The organism is Citrobacter sp. Ce104 (genome assembly GCF_030334595.1).
Classification (GTDB): domain Bacteria; phylum Pseudomonadota; class Gammaproteobacteria; order Enterobacterales; family Enterobacteriaceae; genus Citrobacter; species Citrobacter europaeus.
The window spans coordinates 67,707-86,058 of sequence record NZ_JAOWDP010000068.1; the positions used below are offsets into that span (position 1 = coordinate 67,707).

The 18,352-nt window shown below is 52.9% G+C and carries 22 protein-coding genes; 11 read left to right on the forward strand and 11 right to left on the reverse strand.

From position 1 onward, the window contains the following. The first annotated feature begins 205 nt into the window (after positions 1 to 205). The 4 genes from mnmL (at position 206) to mtgA (ending at position 5,275) form a co-directional block, all read left to right on the forward strand. The gene (mnmL, locus tag OGW16_RS18805) at positions 206 to 1,135 is read left to right on the forward strand and encodes a tRNA modification radical SAM protein MnmL/YtqA (RefSeq protein WP_100194892.1); all 930 of its coding nucleotides are present in this window, start codon (positions 206 to 208) and stop codon (positions 1,133 to 1,135) included. Between the two features lie 203 nt (positions 1,136 to 1,338). Beyond that, a complete protein-coding gene (arcB, locus tag OGW16_RS18810; RefSeq protein ID WP_286518690.1) occupies positions 1,339 to 3,675 on the forward strand; it encodes an aerobic respiration two-component sensor histidine kinase ArcB in 2,337 nt (778 codons plus the stop codon). 230 nt (positions 3,676 to 3,905) lie between these two features. Beyond that, entirely contained in the window at positions 3,906 to 4,559 is a 654-nt protein-coding gene (elbB, locus tag OGW16_RS18815) for an isoprenoid biosynthesis glyoxalase ElbB (protein WP_043017803.1), read from the forward strand. After that, on the forward strand, positions 4,556 to 5,275 hold the full coding sequence (mtgA, locus tag OGW16_RS18820; protein WP_286518691.1) for a monofunctional biosynthetic peptidoglycan transglycosylase: 720 nt from the start codon (positions 4,556 to 4,558) through the stop codon (positions 5,273 to 5,275). Before elbB ends, mtgA begins: the two co-directional genes overlap by 4 nt. 66 nt (positions 5,276 to 5,341) lie before the next feature. Here the strand turns inward: mtgA and npr are convergent, their stop codons facing one another. From npr to OGW16_RS18875, 11 genes are all read right to left on the reverse strand, one after another. Then, a complete protein-coding gene (gene npr, locus OGW16_RS18825; RefSeq protein ID WP_003828770.1) occupies positions 5,342 to 5,614 on the reverse strand; it encodes a PTS phosphocarrier protein NPr in 273 nt (90 codons plus the stop codon). Next, entirely contained in the window at positions 5,611 to 6,465 is an 855-nt protein-coding gene (rapZ, locus tag OGW16_RS18830) for an RNase adapter RapZ (protein ID WP_003025085.1), read from the reverse strand. The genes npr and rapZ overlap by 4 nt, the downstream gene beginning before the upstream one ends. A 45-nt stretch (positions 6,466 to 6,510) precedes the next feature. Then, positions 6,511 to 7,002 carry a PTS IIA-like nitrogen regulatory protein PtsN gene (gene ptsN / locus OGW16_RS18835; protein WP_006687857.1) on the reverse strand — a complete coding sequence of 164 codons (492 nt, stop codon included), beginning with the start codon at positions 7,000 to 7,002 and terminating at the stop codon, positions 6,511 to 6,513. 83 nt (positions 7,003 to 7,085) lie between these two features. Beyond that, the gene (hpf, locus tag OGW16_RS18840; protein ID WP_003025078.1) at positions 7,086 to 7,373 is read right to left on the reverse strand and encodes a ribosome hibernation promoting factor; all 288 of its coding nucleotides are present in this window, start codon (positions 7,371 to 7,373) and stop codon (positions 7,086 to 7,088) included. Between the two features lie 22 nt (positions 7,374 to 7,395). Beyond that, on the reverse strand, positions 7,396 to 8,829 hold the full coding sequence (gene rpoN, locus OGW16_RS18845; RefSeq protein ID WP_043017801.1) for an RNA polymerase factor sigma-54: 1,434 nt from the start codon (positions 8,827 to 8,829) through the stop codon (positions 7,396 to 7,398). Between the two features lie 46 nt (positions 8,830 to 8,875). Beyond that, positions 8,876 to 9,601: an LPS export ABC transporter ATP-binding protein gene (gene lptB, locus OGW16_RS18850; protein ID WP_003828761.1), complete on the reverse strand. Its 726-nt coding sequence runs from the start codon at positions 9,599 to 9,601 to the stop codon at positions 8,876 to 8,878. A gap of 6 nt (positions 9,602 to 9,607) precedes the next feature. Then, the gene (gene lptA / locus OGW16_RS18855) at positions 9,608 to 10,156 is read right to left on the reverse strand and encodes a lipopolysaccharide ABC transporter substrate-binding protein LptA (RefSeq protein ID WP_032945118.1); all 549 of its coding nucleotides are present in this window, start codon (positions 10,154 to 10,156) and stop codon (positions 9,608 to 9,610) included. Next, entirely contained in the window at positions 10,125 to 10,700 is a 576-nt protein-coding gene (lptC, locus tag OGW16_RS18860; RefSeq protein ID WP_043017800.1) for an LPS export ABC transporter periplasmic protein LptC, read from the reverse strand. The genes lptA and lptC overlap by 32 nt, the downstream gene beginning before the upstream one ends. Further along, on the reverse strand, positions 10,697 to 11,263 hold the full coding sequence (kdsC, locus tag OGW16_RS18865) for a 3-deoxy-manno-octulosonate-8-phosphatase KdsC (RefSeq protein WP_047408330.1): 567 nt from the start codon (positions 11,261 to 11,263) through the stop codon (positions 10,697 to 10,699). The genes lptC and kdsC overlap by 4 nt, the downstream gene beginning before the upstream one ends. Positions 11,264 to 11,283: 20 nt before the next feature. Then, positions 11,284 to 12,270 carry an arabinose-5-phosphate isomerase KdsD gene (gene kdsD, locus OGW16_RS18870; protein WP_043017798.1) on the reverse strand — a complete coding sequence of 329 codons (987 nt, stop codon included), beginning with the start codon at positions 12,268 to 12,270 and terminating at the stop codon, positions 11,284 to 11,286. 13 nt (positions 12,271 to 12,283) lie between these two features. Then, on the reverse strand, positions 12,284 to 13,261 hold the full coding sequence (locus OGW16_RS18875; RefSeq protein ID WP_043017797.1) for a calcium/sodium antiporter: 978 nt from the start codon (positions 13,259 to 13,261) through the stop codon (positions 12,284 to 12,286). 214 nt (positions 13,262 to 13,475) lie between these two features. Here OGW16_RS18875 and mlaF point away from each other — a divergent pair, with 214 nt between their 5' ends. The 7 genes from mlaF to murA all read left to right on the forward strand — a co-directional run bounded on the left by mlaF (position 13,476) and on the right by murA (position 18,324). Continuing rightward, a complete protein-coding gene (gene mlaF, locus OGW16_RS18880; RefSeq protein WP_006687865.1) occupies positions 13,476 to 14,288 on the forward strand; it encodes a phospholipid ABC transporter ATP-binding protein MlaF in 813 nt (270 codons plus the stop codon). Positions 14,289 to 14,295: 7 nt separating this feature from the next. Then, positions 14,296 to 15,078 carry a lipid asymmetry maintenance ABC transporter permease subunit MlaE gene (gene mlaE / locus OGW16_RS18885; RefSeq protein WP_003025053.1) on the forward strand — a complete coding sequence of 261 codons (783 nt, stop codon included), beginning with the start codon at positions 14,296 to 14,298 and terminating at the stop codon, positions 15,076 to 15,078. A 4-nt stretch (positions 15,079 to 15,082) separates the two neighbouring features. Continuing rightward, a complete protein-coding gene (gene mlaD / locus OGW16_RS18890; protein WP_003025050.1) occupies positions 15,083 to 15,640 on the forward strand; it encodes an outer membrane lipid asymmetry maintenance protein MlaD in 558 nt (185 codons plus the stop codon). Between the two features lie 18 nt (positions 15,641 to 15,658). Then, positions 15,659 to 16,294 (forward strand): phospholipid-binding protein MlaC, encoded by a 636-nt coding sequence (gene mlaC, locus OGW16_RS18895; protein ID WP_043017796.1) that lies wholly within the window; start codon positions 15,659 to 15,661, stop codon positions 16,292 to 16,294. Beyond that, positions 16,294 to 16,587: a lipid asymmetry maintenance protein MlaB gene (gene mlaB / locus OGW16_RS18900; protein ID WP_005121315.1), complete on the forward strand. Its 294-nt coding sequence runs from the start codon at positions 16,294 to 16,296 to the stop codon at positions 16,585 to 16,587. The genes mlaC and mlaB overlap by 1 nt, the downstream gene beginning before the upstream one ends. Before the next feature lie 169 nt (positions 16,588 to 16,756). Further along, positions 16,757 to 17,011: a BolA family iron metabolism protein IbaG gene (gene ibaG / locus OGW16_RS18905; RefSeq protein WP_003025040.1), complete on the forward strand. Its 255-nt coding sequence runs from the start codon at positions 16,757 to 16,759 to the stop codon at positions 17,009 to 17,011. Positions 17,012 to 17,064: 53 nt separating this feature from the next. After that, positions 17,065 to 18,324: a UDP-N-acetylglucosamine 1-carboxyvinyltransferase gene (gene murA / locus OGW16_RS18910; RefSeq protein ID WP_003839949.1), complete on the forward strand. Its 1,260-nt coding sequence runs from the start codon at positions 17,065 to 17,067 to the stop codon at positions 18,322 to 18,324. Positions 18,325 to 18,352: the final 28 nt, after the last annotated feature.

An 18,352-nucleotide genomic window follows, 5' to 3' on the forward strand; every position in this document is an offset into this window, starting at 1 on the left:
TGTTTTTACGCTGAGAGTATAAGAAGATAAAAAAAACTGCCGGATATAAGGAAAAGTAATTATATTTCGAGTGAATGAAATTCCGATTATTTTGATTTGTTATGCAATAAATAAAGGCTCGCCAGGGCGATTGATCCAGGTCATCGCCGACTGGGGTAAAAAATGGCAGGCTTTGGCCTCTTTTCAAGGCGCGGTCTACCAGATTATGCAGTTACAGAAATTAGTCAATATGTTTGGTGGGGATCTTTCTCGCCGTTATGGGCAAAAGGTTCATAAACTCACGCTACACGGCGGTTTTAGCTGTCCAAATCGCGATGGCACCATCGGTCGCGGCGGATGCACTTTCTGTAATGTGGCCTCATTTGCTGATGAAGCGCAGCAGCACCATTCCATTGCTGAGCAGCTTGAGCATCAGGCACATCTGGTCAATCGCGCGAAACGCTATTTGGCCTATTTCCAGGCCTATACCAGCACCTTTGCTGAAGTGCAGGTACTGCGTTCGATGTATCAACAGGCGATCAGCCAGGCCAACATTGTCGGGTTATGCGTTGGCACACGTCCCGACTGCGTGCCGGATGCGGTACTCGACCTGCTTTGCGAGTATAAAGACCTCGGCTATGAGGTTTGGCTGGAGCTCGGTCTGCAAACTGCGCATGACAAAACCCTGCACCGCATTAATCGCGGCCATGATTTCGCTTGCTACCAGAACACCACGCGGCTGGCGCGCGAGCGCGGGCTGAAGGTCTGCTCACACTTGATTGTTGGTCTGCCGGGAGAGGGGCAGGCGGAATGTCTGCAAACCATGGAGCGTGTGGTGGAGACGGGCGTTGACGGTATTAAGCTGCATCCGCTGCATATTGTGAAAGGCAGTACGATGGCGAAAGCCTGGGAGGCCGGGCGACTGAACGGAATTGAGCTGGACGACTATACGGTTACCGCCGGGGAGATGATCCGCCATACGCCGCCAGAGGTGATTTATCATCGCATTTCTGCCAGCGCGCGCCGCCCAACGCTGTTGGCGCCGCTCTGGTGCGAAAACCGTTGGACCGGGATGGTCGAACTGGACAAATACCTTAACGAGCATGGCGTGCAAGGCTCGGCGCTGGGTACGCCGTGGGTGCAGCCGGAGAGCTAATCTTCTGTAGGTCGGACGCCGGATAAGGCAAATCCGGCATCCGGCAATCTGCGTCTGCTTGCCTGATGGCGCTTCGCTTATCAGGCCTACGATGAACCACTCCCCGGTCATTTCACCGATAACCTCCGCATTTCTTGCACAATCTTCAACGTCACGCCGAGAATTGAGTATTATTGTGCCAAGTTGTCGTGAAGGAACTCTCTATGAAGCAAATCCGTATGCTGGCGCAATATTACGTCGACCTGATGATGAAGTTGGGTCTGGTGCGCTTTTCGCTGCTATTGGCGCTGGCTCTGGTCGTGTTGGCAATTGTGGTGCAGATGGCTGTCACCATGGTGCTGCATGGCCAGGTAGAAAGCATTGATGTTATCCGCTCTATCTTTTTTGGTCTGTTAATTACTCCCTGGGCCGTCTATTTCCTGTCAGTGGTGGTGGAGCAACTGGAAGAGTCCCGGCAGCGCCTGTCACGACTGGTACAAAAGCTGGAAGAGATGCGCGAGCGCGATCTCAAGCTCAATGTGCAGTTGAAAGACAATATTGCCCAGCTCAATCAGGAAATTGTTGAGCGCGAAAAAGCCGAAGCGGAGCGCCAGGAAACGTTCGAGCAGCTGAAGGTCGAAATTAAAGAGCGTGAGGAAGCGCAGATCCAGCTTGAGCAACAGTCTTCCTTCTTACGCTCTTTCCTCGATGCCTCGCCGGATCTGGTTTTTTATCGTAATGAAGATAAAGAATTTTCCGGCTGTAACCGCGCCATGGAGCTGCTGACCGGCAAAAGCGAAAAGCAATTGGTGAATTTAAAACCTGCTGATGTTTACTCCCCTGAGGCGGCTGAAAAGGTTATTGAAACCGACGAGAAGGTATTCCGTCATAACGTTTCGCTCACCTACGAACAGTGGCTGGACTACCCGGACGGACGCAAAGCCTGCTTTGAAATTCGCAAGGTGCCTTACTATGACCGCGTAGGTAAGCGACATGGCCTGATGGGCTTTGGGCGTGATATTACCGAGCGTAAGCGTTATCAGGACGCGCTTGAGCGCGCCAGCCGCGATAAGACCACCTTCATTTCAACTATCAGTCACGAGCTGCGCACCCCGCTTAACGGTATTGTCGGCTTAAGCCGGATCTTGTTGGATACGGACCTGACCGCTGAGCAGGAAAAATACCTGAAAACTATCCACGTCTCTGCCGTGACGCTGGGGAATATTTTCAACGATATTATCGATATGGATAAAATGGAGCGACGTAAAGTCCAGCTCGATAACCAGCCTGTTGATTTCACCAGTTTTATGGCGGATCTGGAAAACCTCTCTGGCCTGCAGGCGCAGCAAAAAGGGCTGCGTTTTGTGCTTGAACCAACGTTGCCGCTGCCGCATAAGGTCATTACCGACGGCACGCGTTTGCGCCAGATTCTGTGGAATCTTATCAGCAACGCCGTGAAATTTACCCAGCAGGGGCAGGTGACCGTGCGTGCGCGCTATGACCAGGGGAACATGCTGCATTTCGAGGTTGAAGATTCCGGGATCGGCATTCCGCAGGATGAGCAGGATAAAATCTTTGCCATGTATTATCAGGTTAAGGACAGCAACGGCGGCAAACCGGCAACGGGAACCGGGATTGGGCTGGCCGTATCGAAGCGTCTGGCGAAAAACATGGGCGGTGATATTACGGTCTCAAGCCAGGCTGGCAAAGGTTCCATTTTTACGCTGACCGTGCATGCGCTTGCGGTAGCGGAAGAGATTGAAGACGCTTTTGAAGACGATGACATGCCGCTGCCCGCCCTGAATGTGCTGCTGGTGGAAGACATTGAACTGAACGTTATTGTCGCACGTTCAGTGCTGGAAAAACTGGGCAACAGCGTGGATGTCGCCATGACCGGGAAAGCCGCGCTGGAAATGTTCACGCCGGGCGAATATGACCTGGTGCTGCTGGATATTCAGCTACCGGATATGACCGGCCTGGATATCTCGCGCGAGCTGACGCAAAAATATGCCCGTGAGGACCTGCCGCCGCTGGTTGCGCTTACCGCCAACGTCCTGAAAGATAAAAAAGAGTATCTGGACGCGGGAATGGACGACGTGCTGAGTAAGCCGCTGTCGGTTCCAGCGTTAACCGCCATGATTAAAAAATACTGGGATACCCGAAACAAAGAGGAGAGCACTGTGACATCTGAAGAGAGCAGTAAATCGCAAGCGCTGTTAGATATTCCTATGTTGGAACAATACCTCGAGCTGGTGGGACCGAAGTTAATTACCGACGGGCTGGCGGTGTTTGAGAAGATGATGCCGGGATATTTGAGCGTGCTGGAGTCAAATCTGACCGCTCGGGACAAAAAAGGCGTTGTTGAGGAAGGCCATAAAATTAAAGGCGCGGCAGGTTCTGTTGGGCTGCGCCACCTGCAACAGTTAGGCCAGCAGATCCAGTCGCCGGATCTTCCTGCCTGGGAAGATAATGTTGCTGAATGGATTGAAGAGATGAAGCAGGAGTGGCAGCACGATGTGGCGGTATTGAAGGCCTGGGTGGCGAGCGTGGAAAAAAAATGACCCCGGCTTAACCGGGGTGCGCGAATACTGCGCCAACACCAGGGAAATCGTGGCTGCGCCGTAAATTATTATCATTATTTACAAGGGCGCAGCCCTAATTTTCAGGCCGCACGCAGTTAAGATAGCAAATCTTAAATAATTTGTTACATGAATCAGTTAAATGTGTGAAGCGTAGCATTTAAATCATAATAACTAATATGTTTCAGCCAGCTTAGAAAAGGAGTATCGCGATGAAAAAAGTGGGTGTAGTGCTCAGCGGATGCGGCGTGTATGACGGCGCAGAGATCCATGAAACGGTTCTCACGCTTCTGGCCATTGCCCGCAACGGCGCTCAGGCTGTCTGTTTCGCACCGGATAAACAACAAGCGGATGTGATTAATCATCTGACCGGCGAGCCGATGCAGGAAACGCGTAATGTGCTGATTGAAGCCGCACGTATTACACGCGGCGAGATTCGCCCGCTGGCTCAGGCAGTCTCAACGGAACTGGACGCGTTGATAGTGCCTGGCGGGTTTGGCGCGGCTAAAAATCTGAGCAATTTTGCCAGTCAGGGCAGTGAATGCCGGGTTGACAGTGATTTAGCTGCGCTGGCGCTGGCTATGCATCAGGCGGGTAAGCCACTGGGATTTATGTGCATTGCGCCCGCCATGTTACCTAAAATTTTTGATTTTCCGCTGCGTCTGACCATCGGTACTGATATCGATACGGCAGAGGTGCTGGAAGAGATGGGCGCTGAGCATGTGCCTTGTCCGGTTGATGACATTGTCGTCGATGAAGACAACAAAATTGTCACTACGCCTGCCTATATGCTGGCGCAGGATATCGCTCAGGCTGCGAGTGGTATCGATAAACTGGTATCGCGTGTACTGGTGCTGGCTGAATGAGAAAAGGCGTTACCGCTTTTCTGCGGCGTATCTTTCTGCGGACGGTCGTTGTCCTCGCTGTATTCTGGGGCGGGGGCATCGCACTTTTCAGCGTGATGCCGGTGCCGTTCTCGGCGGTAATGGTCGAGCGGCAACTGGGTGCATGGCTGTCTGGTGATTTCGGTTATGTGGCGCACTCGGACTGGGTGAGCATGGATGAGATCTCTGTGTGGATGGGGCTGGCGGTGATTGCCGCAGAGGACCAGAAGTTTCCCGAGCACTGGGGATTTGATGTCTCCGCCATAGAGAAAGCGCTGGCGCACAACGAACGTAATGAGAACCGTATTCGCGGGGCGTCGACGTTATCGCAACAGACGGCGAAAAACCTCTTTCTGTGGGATGGACGTAGCTGGGTGCGTAAGGGCCTTGAAGCTGGGCTGACGCTGGGTATGGAAACTGTCTGGAGCAAGAAACGTATTCTGACCGTCTATCTGAACGTTGCGGAGTTTGGCGATGGAATTTTTGGCGTGGAGGCCGCTGCGCAGCACTATTTCCATAAGCCAGCCAGCCGGCTGAGTTTGTCTGAAGCGGCCTTACTGGCGGCGGTGTTACCCAATCCTATGCGTTTTAAGGCGGATGCGCCTTCTGGTTATGTACGTAGTCGTCAGGCGTGGATTATGCGCCAAATGCGCCAGTTAGGCGGTGAGTCGTTTATGCGGGAACATAAGCTGTATTAGCGGAGTTATTGCCGGATGCGGCGTAAACGCCTTATCCGGCCCACTGGCTACGTTCTGTGTACTCGATTAATCTTCGTCAAAGCCTGAGTTAAACAGGGCAATTACCGCTGCCAGGGCTTCAACTTCCTGTGGACCCGTGGCTTCAACTTCTATCTGACGCCCTTTGGCGGAATCCAGCATCAGCAGAGCGATAACGCTGTTGGCCTCAGCTTCCGTTCCTTCATCATTACGCAGCAACACTTCTGCTTCGAAGCCCTGCATCAATTCAAACAGTTTCATGGCTGGGCGGGCATGCATACCCAGCTTATTCGTGATTTCAACGGTTTGCTTCACGGTCATGATTTACGTTTTTCCAGCGTGCGATGGCGTGACTGCACGTTTTTACCGCGTGAGCGGAAGTAGTCTGCCAGCTGCTCTGCAATATACACCGAACGGTGCTTCCCGCCGGTACAGCCGATGGCTACGGTGAGGTAGCTGCGGTTGTTGGTTTCCAGCATGGGTAACCATAGCTCAAGATAACTGCGAGTCTGGTAGATAAAATTGTGAACTTCTGTGTGCCTGTCGAGGAAGGCAGCGACGGGGCGGTCAAGACCGGTCATCGGGCGCAGCTTCGGATCCCAGTGCGGGTTAGGCAGGAAGCGCACGTCAAAGACGTAATCCGCGTCAATCGGGATACCGTGTTTGAAACCAAAGGATTCGAATACCATCGTCAATTCGCGTTCACGCTTGCCCAGCAGTCGGGTACGTAACATTTCCGCCAGTTCGTGCACGGACATTTCGGAGGTATCAACGATCAGGTCAGCACGAGAGCGCAGGGGCTCCAGCAAATCGCTTTCCTTATCGATAGCACTTTCCAGAGATAAGTTCTTGCTGGAAAGCGGATGCAGGCGACGGGTGTCGCTGTAGCGGCGAATCAGGGTGTTGCGATCGGCGTCAAGGAACAGCAACTGCGGTGAGAAGCCTTCAGGCAGGTTGTTCATCGCCTGCTCGAAAATTTCCGGGGACTCAGGCATGTTGCGCACATCAATGCTGACGGCCGCAGAAATCTGGCGATCGGCCAGAGTACGAGCCAGATCGGGCAACAGCACTACGGGAAGGTTATCCACGCAGTAAAAACCCATATCTTCCAGCGCACGCAGGGCGACAGATTTACCTGACCCCGAACGACCGCTGACGATCATCAGTACCATGTACTGTTTCTCCTCACAACGACAAAAAAGGATGCCATTGGGTTGTTATGCCTCATCCTGTCCACCTTCGGTGTCCGTGATGATTTGATACAACTCCTGGTCACTCTGTGCGGCGCGCAGGCGGCGGCAGATGGTTTTATCTGCCAGACGTTTGGCGACCAGTGACAACGTATGCAAATGCGTCTTGGTTTGGTCTGCCGGAACCAGTAGAGCAAAAAGCAGATCGACGGGTTGATTATCAATGGCGTCGAAAGCAATAGGCGTTTCAAGTTGCACAAACACGCCAACCGCGCGCATCGTGTCTTCTTCCAGCTTTCCGTGCGGAATAGCAATACCATTACCGATGCCGGTACTGCCCATTTTTTCACGCGTCAGAATGGCTTCAAATACCACCTGAGAGGGCAAGCTGAGCTGTTTTGCCGCCAGTTCACTGATGATTTCCAGTGCGCGTTTTTTGCTTTGGCAGTGAACGGCCGCGCGTGTACATTCCTGGTTAAGAACATTGCTCAGTTGTAGAGTCGTATCGTTATTTGTCATAATTTCACCTAAGCGCTAACTGTACAAATGGCCTGTTGTGCTACACAACAGGCCGTCCTGCACCCGCTAACTGCCCGGACAAGTTAGTGCTGTTTCAGTTTATCTTTATGTTTTGTTAACTGCCGAGCCAGTTTATCAATTAAACCGTCAATGGCGGCGTACATATCCTGACCTTCCGCGCTGGCATGAATTTCGCCACCGTTCACATGCAGTGTTGCGTCCGAGATATGTGTAACCTTCTCCACTTTCAACACAATATAGACCTGATTAATTCGGTCGAAATATTGTTCAAGCTTGGCGAATTTTGTATTCACAAAATCGCGCAGGGCTTCCGTGATTTCGACGTTGTTTCCAGTGATGTTGAGCTGCATAGTGTCTTCCTTATCGGTTGGGTCAGACCAGCTGTTTGCGCTGGTTAGACGGCGGAATGGATAAAGACTCTCGGTACTTCGCAACGGTGCGGCGTGCCACCATGATACCCTGTTCTGACAGCATAGAGGTTAACTTGCTGTCACTCAGCGGTTTCGCGGGGTTTTCCGCAGCAATTAATTTCTTCACCAGCGCACGGATAGCTGTGGACGAGGCTTCGCCTCCGCCTTCAGTGTTAACGTGACTGGAAAAGAAATACTTCAATTCAAAAATGCCGCGCGGACTGTGCAGATACTTTTGCGTGGTCACTCGGGAAATGGTCGATTCGTGCATCTCGACGGCCTGGGCGATATCCGCCAGCACCATCGGTTTCATAAACTCTTCGCCTTGCTCAAAGAAGGCTTGCTGCTGTTCAACGATGCAGCGACTGACGCGCAGCAGCGTATCATTGCGACTTTCCAGGCTTTTAATCAGCCACTTCGCATCCTGCAGATTGCTACGAATAAACTGGCTGTCAGCATCGTTGCGCGCGCTGTTGCACATGGCGGCGTAATGCTGGTTAATCTGCAGCCGTGGAATACTGTCGCCGTTGAGTTCGACCACCCAGCGATCGTTATGCTTACGCACCAGCACATCCGGGATGACGTATTCCGGTTCGCCGGTTTGGATCGACTGTCCTGGGCGGGGATCGAGCGACTGGATGAGGTTGACGGCTTCTTTCAGCACATCTTCTTTCAGCCGGGTCACGCGCATCAGCGTGCGGAAGTCATGATTGGCTAACAGATCGAGATGATCGCTGATGATCAGGCGCGCTTCTTCCAGCCACGGCGTGGCTTTATCAAACTGTGAAAGTTGAATCAGTAAGCAGTCGCGGAGATCTTTGGCCGCTACACCCACGGGATCAAAACGCTGAACGCGTTTAAGCACGGCTTCGATTTCGTCCATACCGACGTCGTCATCGCCCATGCTTTCGAGAATATCGTCCAGGGTTACGGTGAGATAACCGGTTTCGTCTACCGCATCAACGATGGATGTCGCAATGGCGCGATCGGTATCCGAGAACGGGGTCAGCTCCACTTGCCACATCAGGTAATCCTGCAGCGATTGCGTGGTCTCACCCTGGTACACAGGCAGTTCGTCGTCGATGTAATCTCCGCTGGTGCCAGAAGGCGTACCGGCGGTGTAAATTTCATCCCAACTGGCGTCAAGCGGTAGTTCCTCTGGCATCTCTTTTTGTTCGAGAGCATCTGCGGTGTCGAGGGATTCGCTGTCCTGTTTTTCCTGGGTATCAATTTCGTCGTGAAGATCGGTTTGCTCGAGCAGTGGGTTACTTTCCAGCGCTTGCTGAAGTTCTTGCTGAAGTTCCAGCGTGGACAGCTGCAACAGACGGATAGCCTGTTGTAGCTGAGGCGTCATCGCCAGTTGTTGGCTAAGCCTGAGTTGCAAACCTTGCTTCATGTTCAGAGTTGTTCTCTCCTGCGGTGACGTGAAGTCTTCTACCCTATCAGAGTCTGAAGTCTTCCCCAAGGTATACGCGCTTAACGTGCTCATCCTGCAGTATTTCTGTTGGCGTGCCGTGCGCGATCAGGTGGCCCTGACTCACGATATAGGCGCGCTCACACACTGCCAGCGTTTCGCGAACGTTATGGTCGGTAATCAGCACCCCAAGCCCGCTGTCGCGCAGGTGTTCGATGATCCGTTTGATATCAATAACGGAAATCGGGTCAACACCGGCAAACGGTTCATCCAGCAGGATAAATTTCGGATTAGCCGCCAGTGCCCGGGCGATCTCCACGCGGCGTCGTTCACCACCGGAGAGCGACTGACCTAAGCTGTCGCGCAGGTGTTCGATGTGGAATTCTTCCATCAGCTCGTTAGCGCGATCTTCGCGCTGCTCGCTGGTCAGATCGTCGCGAATTTGCAGCACCGCCATCAGGTTATCAAACACGCTCAGGCGACGGAAAATAGACGCTTCCTGCGGCAAATAGCCGATGCCGCGACGCGCGCGCGCATGCAGAGGCAGCAGGCTGATGTCTTCGTCATCAATGATAATGTTGCCCGCATCGCGCGGGACAATGCCGACTACCATGTAAAAGGTCGTTGTCTTACCCGCACCGTTAGGACCGAGCAAACCGACAATCTCCCCGGAGTTGACGGTCAGACTGACATCTTCCACTACACGGCGGCCCTTATAGGCTTTTGCAAGGTTCTTTGCAGTTAATGTTGCCATAACGAATCAGTTACCTTTTTTCTCTGCCGGAGCCTTGTTTTTGTCCTGCAACTGCGACGGAACCAGAACGGTGGTGACGCGTTTGCCTTTATCGCTGAAGGCCTGCATTTTCTGCTCTTTTACCAGATAGGTGATCTTATCGCCCGTGATGTTGCTATCGAGCTGTTCCAGGTAAGCCTTACCGGTAAGAACGACGAAGTCTTTCGCCAGTTCATAGTGCATGTGTGAGGCGCGGCCTTTCACCGGCTTACCGTTGTCCTGCATCTGGTAAAAGGTGGCGGGATCACCGTAACCATCAATCACTTCTTTACCGTCTTCACCGCCAGGGCGGGTTACGACGACTTTATCGGCGTTAATTTTAATGGTGCCCTGAGTCACAATCACGTTACCAGTAAACGTCACCACGTTGCCCTGCATATCCAGGGACTGCTGGTCCGACTCAATGTGAATCGGCTGCTCGGTATCGCCGGTAACGGCCAGTGCCGGGATGCTGGCGGCCAGAAGTGAGCTGGCAAGCACAAGATTAAGGCTGAGTTTGTTTGTTTTGGATTTCATATGAGGTTCTAACCTTTTCAATCAGCTCGGCGTTCTTGCTGCGTAAGTTGCCGCGCATCTTCAGTCCGCTGGAGTTAAATGTTGTGCCATATAACGTGACGAGATCATCGGAAGTGACATCTTGTGTCACCAGGTTAATCTGCGCGTTATCGGTGGTAATTCTGCGTAGTTGAGAGTCGGGCACCAGGGCGTTGACCTCAACATGGCCGTACAAATACAGCATCCGATCGTTGGTCAATTTGGCTTTATCAGCCTTGATCGTCCAGGTCGGTACTTTATCTTTATCAAACGTGGTTAATACTGGTTGAGTAAACCACGAAACCGCTTGTTCCGAATAATATTCAACGTTTTGCGCGATCAAGTGATAGCTCAGTGCGCCTTCCGGACTATACACAACGGTATCAGTATGTTCGCTCTTATAGGTTGGCTCGTTGTTATTGACGACGACCTGAGCGGCGTCGTCTTTGTCAGCCAGATTAATACCAATCATCACAAGGACAGCCAGCGACAGTAGAATGATAACCCAACGTCTGGTTTTGCTCATATCGATTGCCCTTTGGCCTCGTCCAGTTTGCCCTGCGCCAGGAGTAATAAATCGCAGACTTCACGCACCGCGCCACGTCCCCCATCGATGCGGGTAACGTAATCGGCGCGTGGGATCAGCAGAGGATGCGCATCCGCCACCGCCACGCTTAATCCCACTTGCGCCATCACCGGCCAGTCGATCAGGTCATCACCAACGTACGCGACATTTTCAGGCGCGACTGCCAGTTTGCTAAGGAGATCGTTAAAGGCGACCAGTTTGTCTGACTGCCCCTGATACAAATGCGTGATCCCCAATGTGGCACAGCGATCTTCTACAAGTTTAGCCTTTCGTCCGGTAATAATGGCAACCTCGATACCGGAAGTGAGCGCACAGCGAATTCCGTAACCATCGCGGACGTTAAAAGCCTTCAGCTCTTCACCGTTGTTGCCCATATAAATCAGACCATCAGACAGTACGCCATCCACATCCAGGATCAGCAAACGGATGTTCTCTGCCCGGGTGATAACGTCTGCGCTGACGGGTCCATAACAGGTCGCAAGCGACGCACCTGCTTTACTCATTTTCGTTATCCTTGAGTTTCTTACACTACACCTGCACGCAGCAGATCATGCATATGTAACACACCGAGTAACTGGTCGCCATCAGCAACCATTACCGAAGTGATATGGCGGGACTGCATTAAGTTCAGGGCATCGACGGCAAGAATACCCGGACGCACGCGAATGCCTCCAGGGGTCATCACATCGGCAATGCCTAACTGGCGTACATCAACGCCCATATCGAAAACGCGACGTAAATCGCCATCGGTGAAAATACCGTCAATCTTCATGGCATCATCGCAAATGACGGTCATGCCGAGATTTTTACGCGTGATCTCAAGTAAGGCGTCACGCAGGCTGGCGCTTTTAGTCACATGCGGGATCTCATCTCCCGTATGCATAATATCGTTAACGCGCAGCAAAAGCTTACGGCCCAGTGCGCCGCCGGGATGAGATAATGCAAAATCTTCCGCGGTAAAACCACGCGCTTTTAATAATGCCACGGCAAGCGCATCGCCCATTACCAGCGTGGCGGTTGTGCTGCTGGTCGGCGCCAGGCCTAACGGACAAGCTTCCTTGGGCACTTTAACACACAGATGCACATCTGCCGCACGCGCCATGCTGCTTTCCGGACGACCGGTCATGCAGATAAGCGGTACATGAAGACGTTTTAATACCGGGATCAACGCTGCTATCTCATTGGATTCACCGGAGTTAGAGATGGCGATAACCACATCCTGCGGCGAGACCATACCCAGATCGCCATGTGCGGCTTCGCCAGGATGTACGAAAAATGAGGGGGTACCGGTGCTGGCAAATGTGGCCGCCATCTTCCGTCCTATATGTCCTGATTTCCCCATCCCCATCACCACGACTTTGCCCGGGCAGCTGAATATTTTTTCGCATGCGAGAGTAAAATTTTGGTTGATGTACTGATCAAGCTCCGCCAGGCCTTCACGTTCAATTGCCAGGACTTCCTTGCCTGCTTGCTGAAAGTCAAAACCCGGTTGCAACTCTAAGTGCGACATAATGCGTTTCCAGTTATCCAACGAGAAGTGGCGATAACCAATACAACATCGCCAGCCATATGATAAAACCGCCGGTCAGTAGCGCACCCGCGCCGCGACCAATTTGGCGCGGGCGTCGCCAGCAGAGTAGTGCAAAAATTACGCTCACCAGCAGCATGACGCTATAGTCACGGGTGAAGGCCATCGGGTTGACTTCACCCGGCGTAATTAGCGCCGGTAGCCCGAGGACGATAACAATATTAAAAATGTTCGCGCCGATGATGTTACCGACGGCAATATCGTTCTCACCTTTACGCAGACCCGCAATCGCCGTTGCCAGCTCCGGCAGGCTGGTACCAATGGCGACCACCGTTAGCCCGATGGTGAGTTCGCTCATGGCGAAGTAGTTCGCCAGTACGGTTGCGTTATCTACCACCATACGCGTTGCCATTGGCATAATAATCAGCGCAATGCCCAACCACAAAAATGCGACCGGTAACCCGCCTTCGCGCGGTAACTCCGCAATCTGCTCGCGGGTCAGGCTGTCGTTGCCTTGTCGCTCGGCCAGGCGGGCGATTTTAACAATGAATAGCAGCCATAGCACGGCCAGAAGCAGAAGAAAGAATCCATCGCTGCGGCTCAACTGCCCGTCATACAGGACAGATGCGGCTAAAATACTTACCAGCAACATTAGCGGTAATTCACGACGCAGAACATCAGAATGCACGGTAAAAGGATGAATCAGCGCCGACAGGCCTAAAATAAGCAGGATGTTGGTAATGTTAGAGCCGATGGCGGTACCGACGGCTAAATCGAGTTGTCCATTTATTGATGCGGCAACCGAGACAATTATCTCGGGTAACGATGTCCCCATGCTGACCACGGTCATCCCGATGATAATGGGGGGAATACCGAAGTTTCGACATAAAATGGATGCGGCGAACACCAGACGGTCGGCACCGTAGACCACCAGAAGTAAACCAATTATTAACAGCGCCGTCGCTAAAAGCATCTAAAGTCCTTTCTTCAGGTATACTCGCCGGTCCACTTGAAGGATTTCTGGAAGCCGTAACGAATTCTTAATTTTGACTTTATGCGGCTAAAAAGTAAAACAAATGCCAGCTTTCGCTAACCAGGACAGGCAATAATCTGTAAATATGTTGGGTTCAGGGCTAAATTGAGCGCCAAACTCTTCGATTAACGAGGCAATAGTAAAGGATGAATCAATGGGTCAGTCTGTGGCGAATCTAGTCGATATGCGCGATGTCAGCTTTTCCCGAGGCGACCGCTGCATCTTTGATAATATTTCCCTGACGGTGCCGCGAGGTAAGGTAACGGCGATCATGGGGCCATCAGGCATTGGCAAGACAACGCTGTTGCGTCTGATTGGCGGACAAATCTCCCCGGATAAGGGCGAGATCCTGTTTGACGGCGAAAACGTCCCCGCCATGTCCCGTTCGCGTTTATTTACCGTGCGTAAGCGCATGAGCATGCTGTTTCAGTCCGGTGCGCTGTTTACCGACATGAACGTGTTTGACAACGTCGCATACCCGTTGCGTGAGCATACAACGCTGCCTGCGCCGCTACTGAAAAGCACGGTAATGATGAAGCTTGAGGCCGTGGGCCTGCGGGGCGCGGCTAAATTAATGCCTTCTGAATTATCCGGTGGGATGGCGCGTCGCGCCGCGTTAGCTCGTGCTATCGCGCTGGAGCCAGACCTCATCATGTTTGATGAACCGTTCGTCGGCCAGGATCCCATCACCATGGGCGTGCTGGTAAAGCTGATTTCAGAACTGAACAGCGCGCTGGGCGTCACCTGCGTGGTAGTTTCCCATGACGTGCCAGAGGTGCTGAGTATTGCGGATTACGCCTATATTATGGCGGATAAAAAAATAGTGGCCTACGGTAGTGCTCAGGCGCTGCAAGAAAATGCCGATCCGCGAGTGCGTCAGTTCCTCGATGGTATTGCCGATGGGCCGGTTCCGTTCCGTTATCCGGCGGGCGACTACCACATCGATTTACTCAAAACAGGGAGTTAAGCCACCCATGTTGTTAAATGCGCTGGCATCACTCGGGCATCGGGGAATAAAAACCCTCAGGACGTTCGGGCGAGCCGGATTAATGTTGTTCAATGCGGTTGTCGGCAAGCCGGAGTTTCGCAAACATGCGCCGCTGCTGATACGCCAGCTCTATAATGTCGGTGTCTTATCGATGCTGATCATTATTGTTTCTGGCGTGTTCATCGGTATGGTGCTGGGGTTGCAGGGATACCTGGTGCTGACGACCTACAGCGCGGAAACCAGCCTCGGTATGCTGGTGGCACTGTCATTGTTACGTGAGCTAGGACCGGTTGTTGCGGCGCTGCTGTTTGCCGGGCGGGCGGGGTCGGCCTTAACCGCAGAGATTGGCTTGATGCGGGCGACCGAACAGCTTTCCAGCCTGGAAATGATGGCCGTCGATCCTCTGCGCCGGGTTATCTCCCCGCGTTTTTGGGCCGGTGTCATTTCTTTGCCGCTGCTGACGATTATATTCGTTGCGGTGGGGATCTGGGGTGGTTCGCTGGTTGGCGTAAGCTGGAAAGGTATTGATGCCGGCTTTTTCTGGTCGGCGATGCAAAATGCCGTCGACTGGCGTCTGGATCTGGTCAACTGTCTGATTAAGAGCGTGGTGTTCGCCATTACGGTCACCTGGATTGCATTGTTCAATGGTTATGATGCGATCCCGACCTCTGCCGGGATTAGCCGGGCAACGACACGCACCGTAGTGCACGCCTCTCTTGCCGTTCTGGGGCTGGATTTTGTGCTGACCGCACTGATGTTTGGGAATTGAGTTCATGCAAACGAAAAAAAATGAAATTTGGGTCGGGTTATTCCTGCTGGTTGCGCTGCTGGCTGCGCTGTTTGTCTGCCTGAAGGCGGCGAACGTTACCTCAATGCGTACTGAGCCGACTTATACGATTTATGCGACCTTTGATAATATCGGTGGCCTGAGAGAGCGTTCTCCGGTGCGGATTGGCGGGGTGGTAGTTGGACGCGTATCGGACATCTCGTTAGATCCGAAAACGTACCTGCCGCGCGTGACGCTGGAAATCGAATCGCGTTTTAACCATATTCCTGACACCAGTTCTCTGAGCATCCGTACGTCCGGTCTGCTGGGCGAACAGTATCTGGCGCTGAATGTGGGTTTTGAAGATCCTGAGCTGGGAACGTCTATCCTCAAAGATGGCGGTACGATTCAGGACACGAAATCCGCGATGGTGCTGGAAGACATGATTGGTCAGTTCCTTTACAACAGCAACAGTAAAGGTGATGACAATAAGAATTCTGGCGATGCGCCAGCCGCAACGGAAGGCAATAATGAAGCCACTACGCCTGCGGGCGCAACGAAATAATCTCAGGAGAATCGACGTATGTTTAAACGATTGATGATGGTGGCTATGCTGGTGATTGCCCCACTTAGCGCGGCAACCGCAGCCGACCAGACGAACCCGTACAAACTGATGAATGAGGCGGCGCAGAAGACCTTTGACCGTCTGAAGAACGAGCAACCCAAAATCCGTTCCAATCCGGATTATCTGCGTCAGGTGGTCGATCAGGAACTGCTGCCTTATGTGCAGGTTAAGTATGCCGGTGCGCTGGTGCTCGGCCGTTACTACAAAGATGCGACACCGGCTCAGCGTGACGCCTATTTCGCTGCCTTCCGTGAATATCTGAAGCAGGCTTACGGTCAGGCGCTGGCGATGTACCACGGGCAGACCTATCAGATTGCCCCTGAGCAGCCGCTGGGTGATGCGACCATCGTGCCTATCCGCGTAACCATCATCGATCCAAACGGTCGTCCTCCGGTACGTCTGGATTTCCAGTGGCGTAAAAACTCCCAGACCGGTAACTGGCAGGCGTATGACATGATTGCCGAAGGCGTAAGTATGATCACCACTAAACAGAATGAGTGGAGCGACCTGCTGCGTACGAAAGGTATTGATGGCCTGACGGCACAGCTGAAATCTATTTCTCAGCAGAAAATCACCCTGGAAGAGAAAAAATAATGACGCAGTCACTCACCTGGACGCGTGAAGGCGACAAGCTGGTGCTGGTGGGAGAACTGGATCAGGACGTGTTAAACCCATTATGGGATGCGCGAGTTGAGGCGATGAAAGGGGTATCCTGCATCGACCTGAACCAGGTATCCCGGGTGGACACCGGTGGTCTGGCATTACTGCTGCACCTGATTAACCAGGGCAAGCAGCAGGGGAACAGCGTTTCGCTCGCTGGCGTTAACGATAAAGTGTATACGCTGGCGCAGCTTTACAATTTGCCTGACGACGTTCTTCCGCGTTAATTTTTGTAAGCCGGATAAGGTCTTGTAATGCTATCCGGCAACCCCTTTGCGGGGTATCTGCCACTAAAGCCTTGTCTGATTTATCAGCGGGGCTTTTTGCTTATTTATGACAGCGCCACTTTGCTCTAAGATGTTGGGCTGTTTTCACTATCTGACGAATGAAGATCCCATGGAAAATAATGAAATTCAGAGCGTGCTGATGAATGCACTCTCCCTCCAGGAAGTCCACGTTTCTGGCGACGGCAGTCACTTTCAGGTTATTGCCGTGGGTGAGATGTTTGAAGGCATGAGCCGGGTCAAGAAGCAGCAATCGGTCTATGGCCCGTTGATGGAGTACATTGCGGACAACCGCATTCATGCCGTGTCGATTAAGGCGTTTACCCCAGCGGAATGGGCACGCGATCGCAAACTTAACGGTTTTTGAGCTACGGGTGACGTGCCGGTAGCGAAGATAAATTCTTAACAGAGAACAGAATAATGGATAAATTTCGTGTTCAGGGGCCAACCAAGCTCCAGGGCGAAGTCACAATTTCAGGCGCTAAAAACGCCGCACTGCCGATCCTTTTCGCGGCGCTGCTGGCTGAAGAACCTGTAGAGATCCAAAACGTCCCGAAACTGAAGGACGTTGACACCTCAATGAAGCTGCTGAGCCAGCTGGGTGCGAAAGTTGAGCGTAATGGTTCCGTGCACATTGATGCGCGTGACGTGAACGTCTTCTGTGCACCGTACGATCTGGTGAAAACCATGCGTGCGTCCATCTGGGCGCTCGGGCCGCTGGTTGCCCGCTTTGGTCAGGGCCAGGTTTCACTGCCGGGTGGCTGTACCATTGGCGCGCGTCCGGTTGACCTGCACATTACTGGTCTGGAGCAGTTAGGCGCGACAATTAAGCTGGAAGAAGGCTATGTGAAGGCGTCCGTTGATGGCCGTCTGAAAGGTGCGCATATCGTCATGGACAAAGTGAGCGTCGGCGCGACGGTCACTATCATGTGCGCAGCAACGCTTGCCGAAGGCACTACCATCATCGAAAACGCCGCGCGCGAGCCGGAGATCGTGGATACCGCGAACTTCCTGATTGCGCTGGGCGCAAAAATCACGGGGCAGGGTACCGATCGTATTACCATCGAAGGCGTTGAGCGCCTCGGCGGCGGTGTCTATCGCGTTTTGCCAGACCGTATCGAAACCGGTACTTTCCTGGTCGCAGCGGCAATTTCTCGCGGTAAAATTATCTGCCGTAATGCACAGCCAGATACGCTGGATGCCGTTCTGGCGAAGCTGCGTGATGCGGGTGCGGATATCGAAGTCGGCGACGACTGGATTAGCCTCGACATGCACGGCAAACGTCCGAAAGCGGTCAATGTGCGCACTGCGCCGCACCCGGCGTTCCCGACCGATATGCAGGCCCAGTTCACGCTGCTGAACCTGGTGGCAGAAGGGACGGGCTTCATCACGGAAACCGTGTTTGAGAACCGCTTTATGCATGTGCCTGAGCTGAGCCGTATGGGCGCTCATGCAGAAATCGAAAGCAATACCGTGATTTGTCACGGTGTGGAAACGCTCTCTGGCGCACAGGTTATGGCGACCGATCTGCGCGCATCCGCAAGCCTGGTGCTGGCAGGGTGTATTGCTGAAGGTACGACGGTAGTCGATCGTATTTATCACATCGATCGCGGCTATGAGCGCATCGAAGATAAACTGCGCGCGCTGGGCGCAAACATTGAGCGCGTGAAAGGCGAGTAACCGTCAACATCGCTTGTAACCCCCAGTT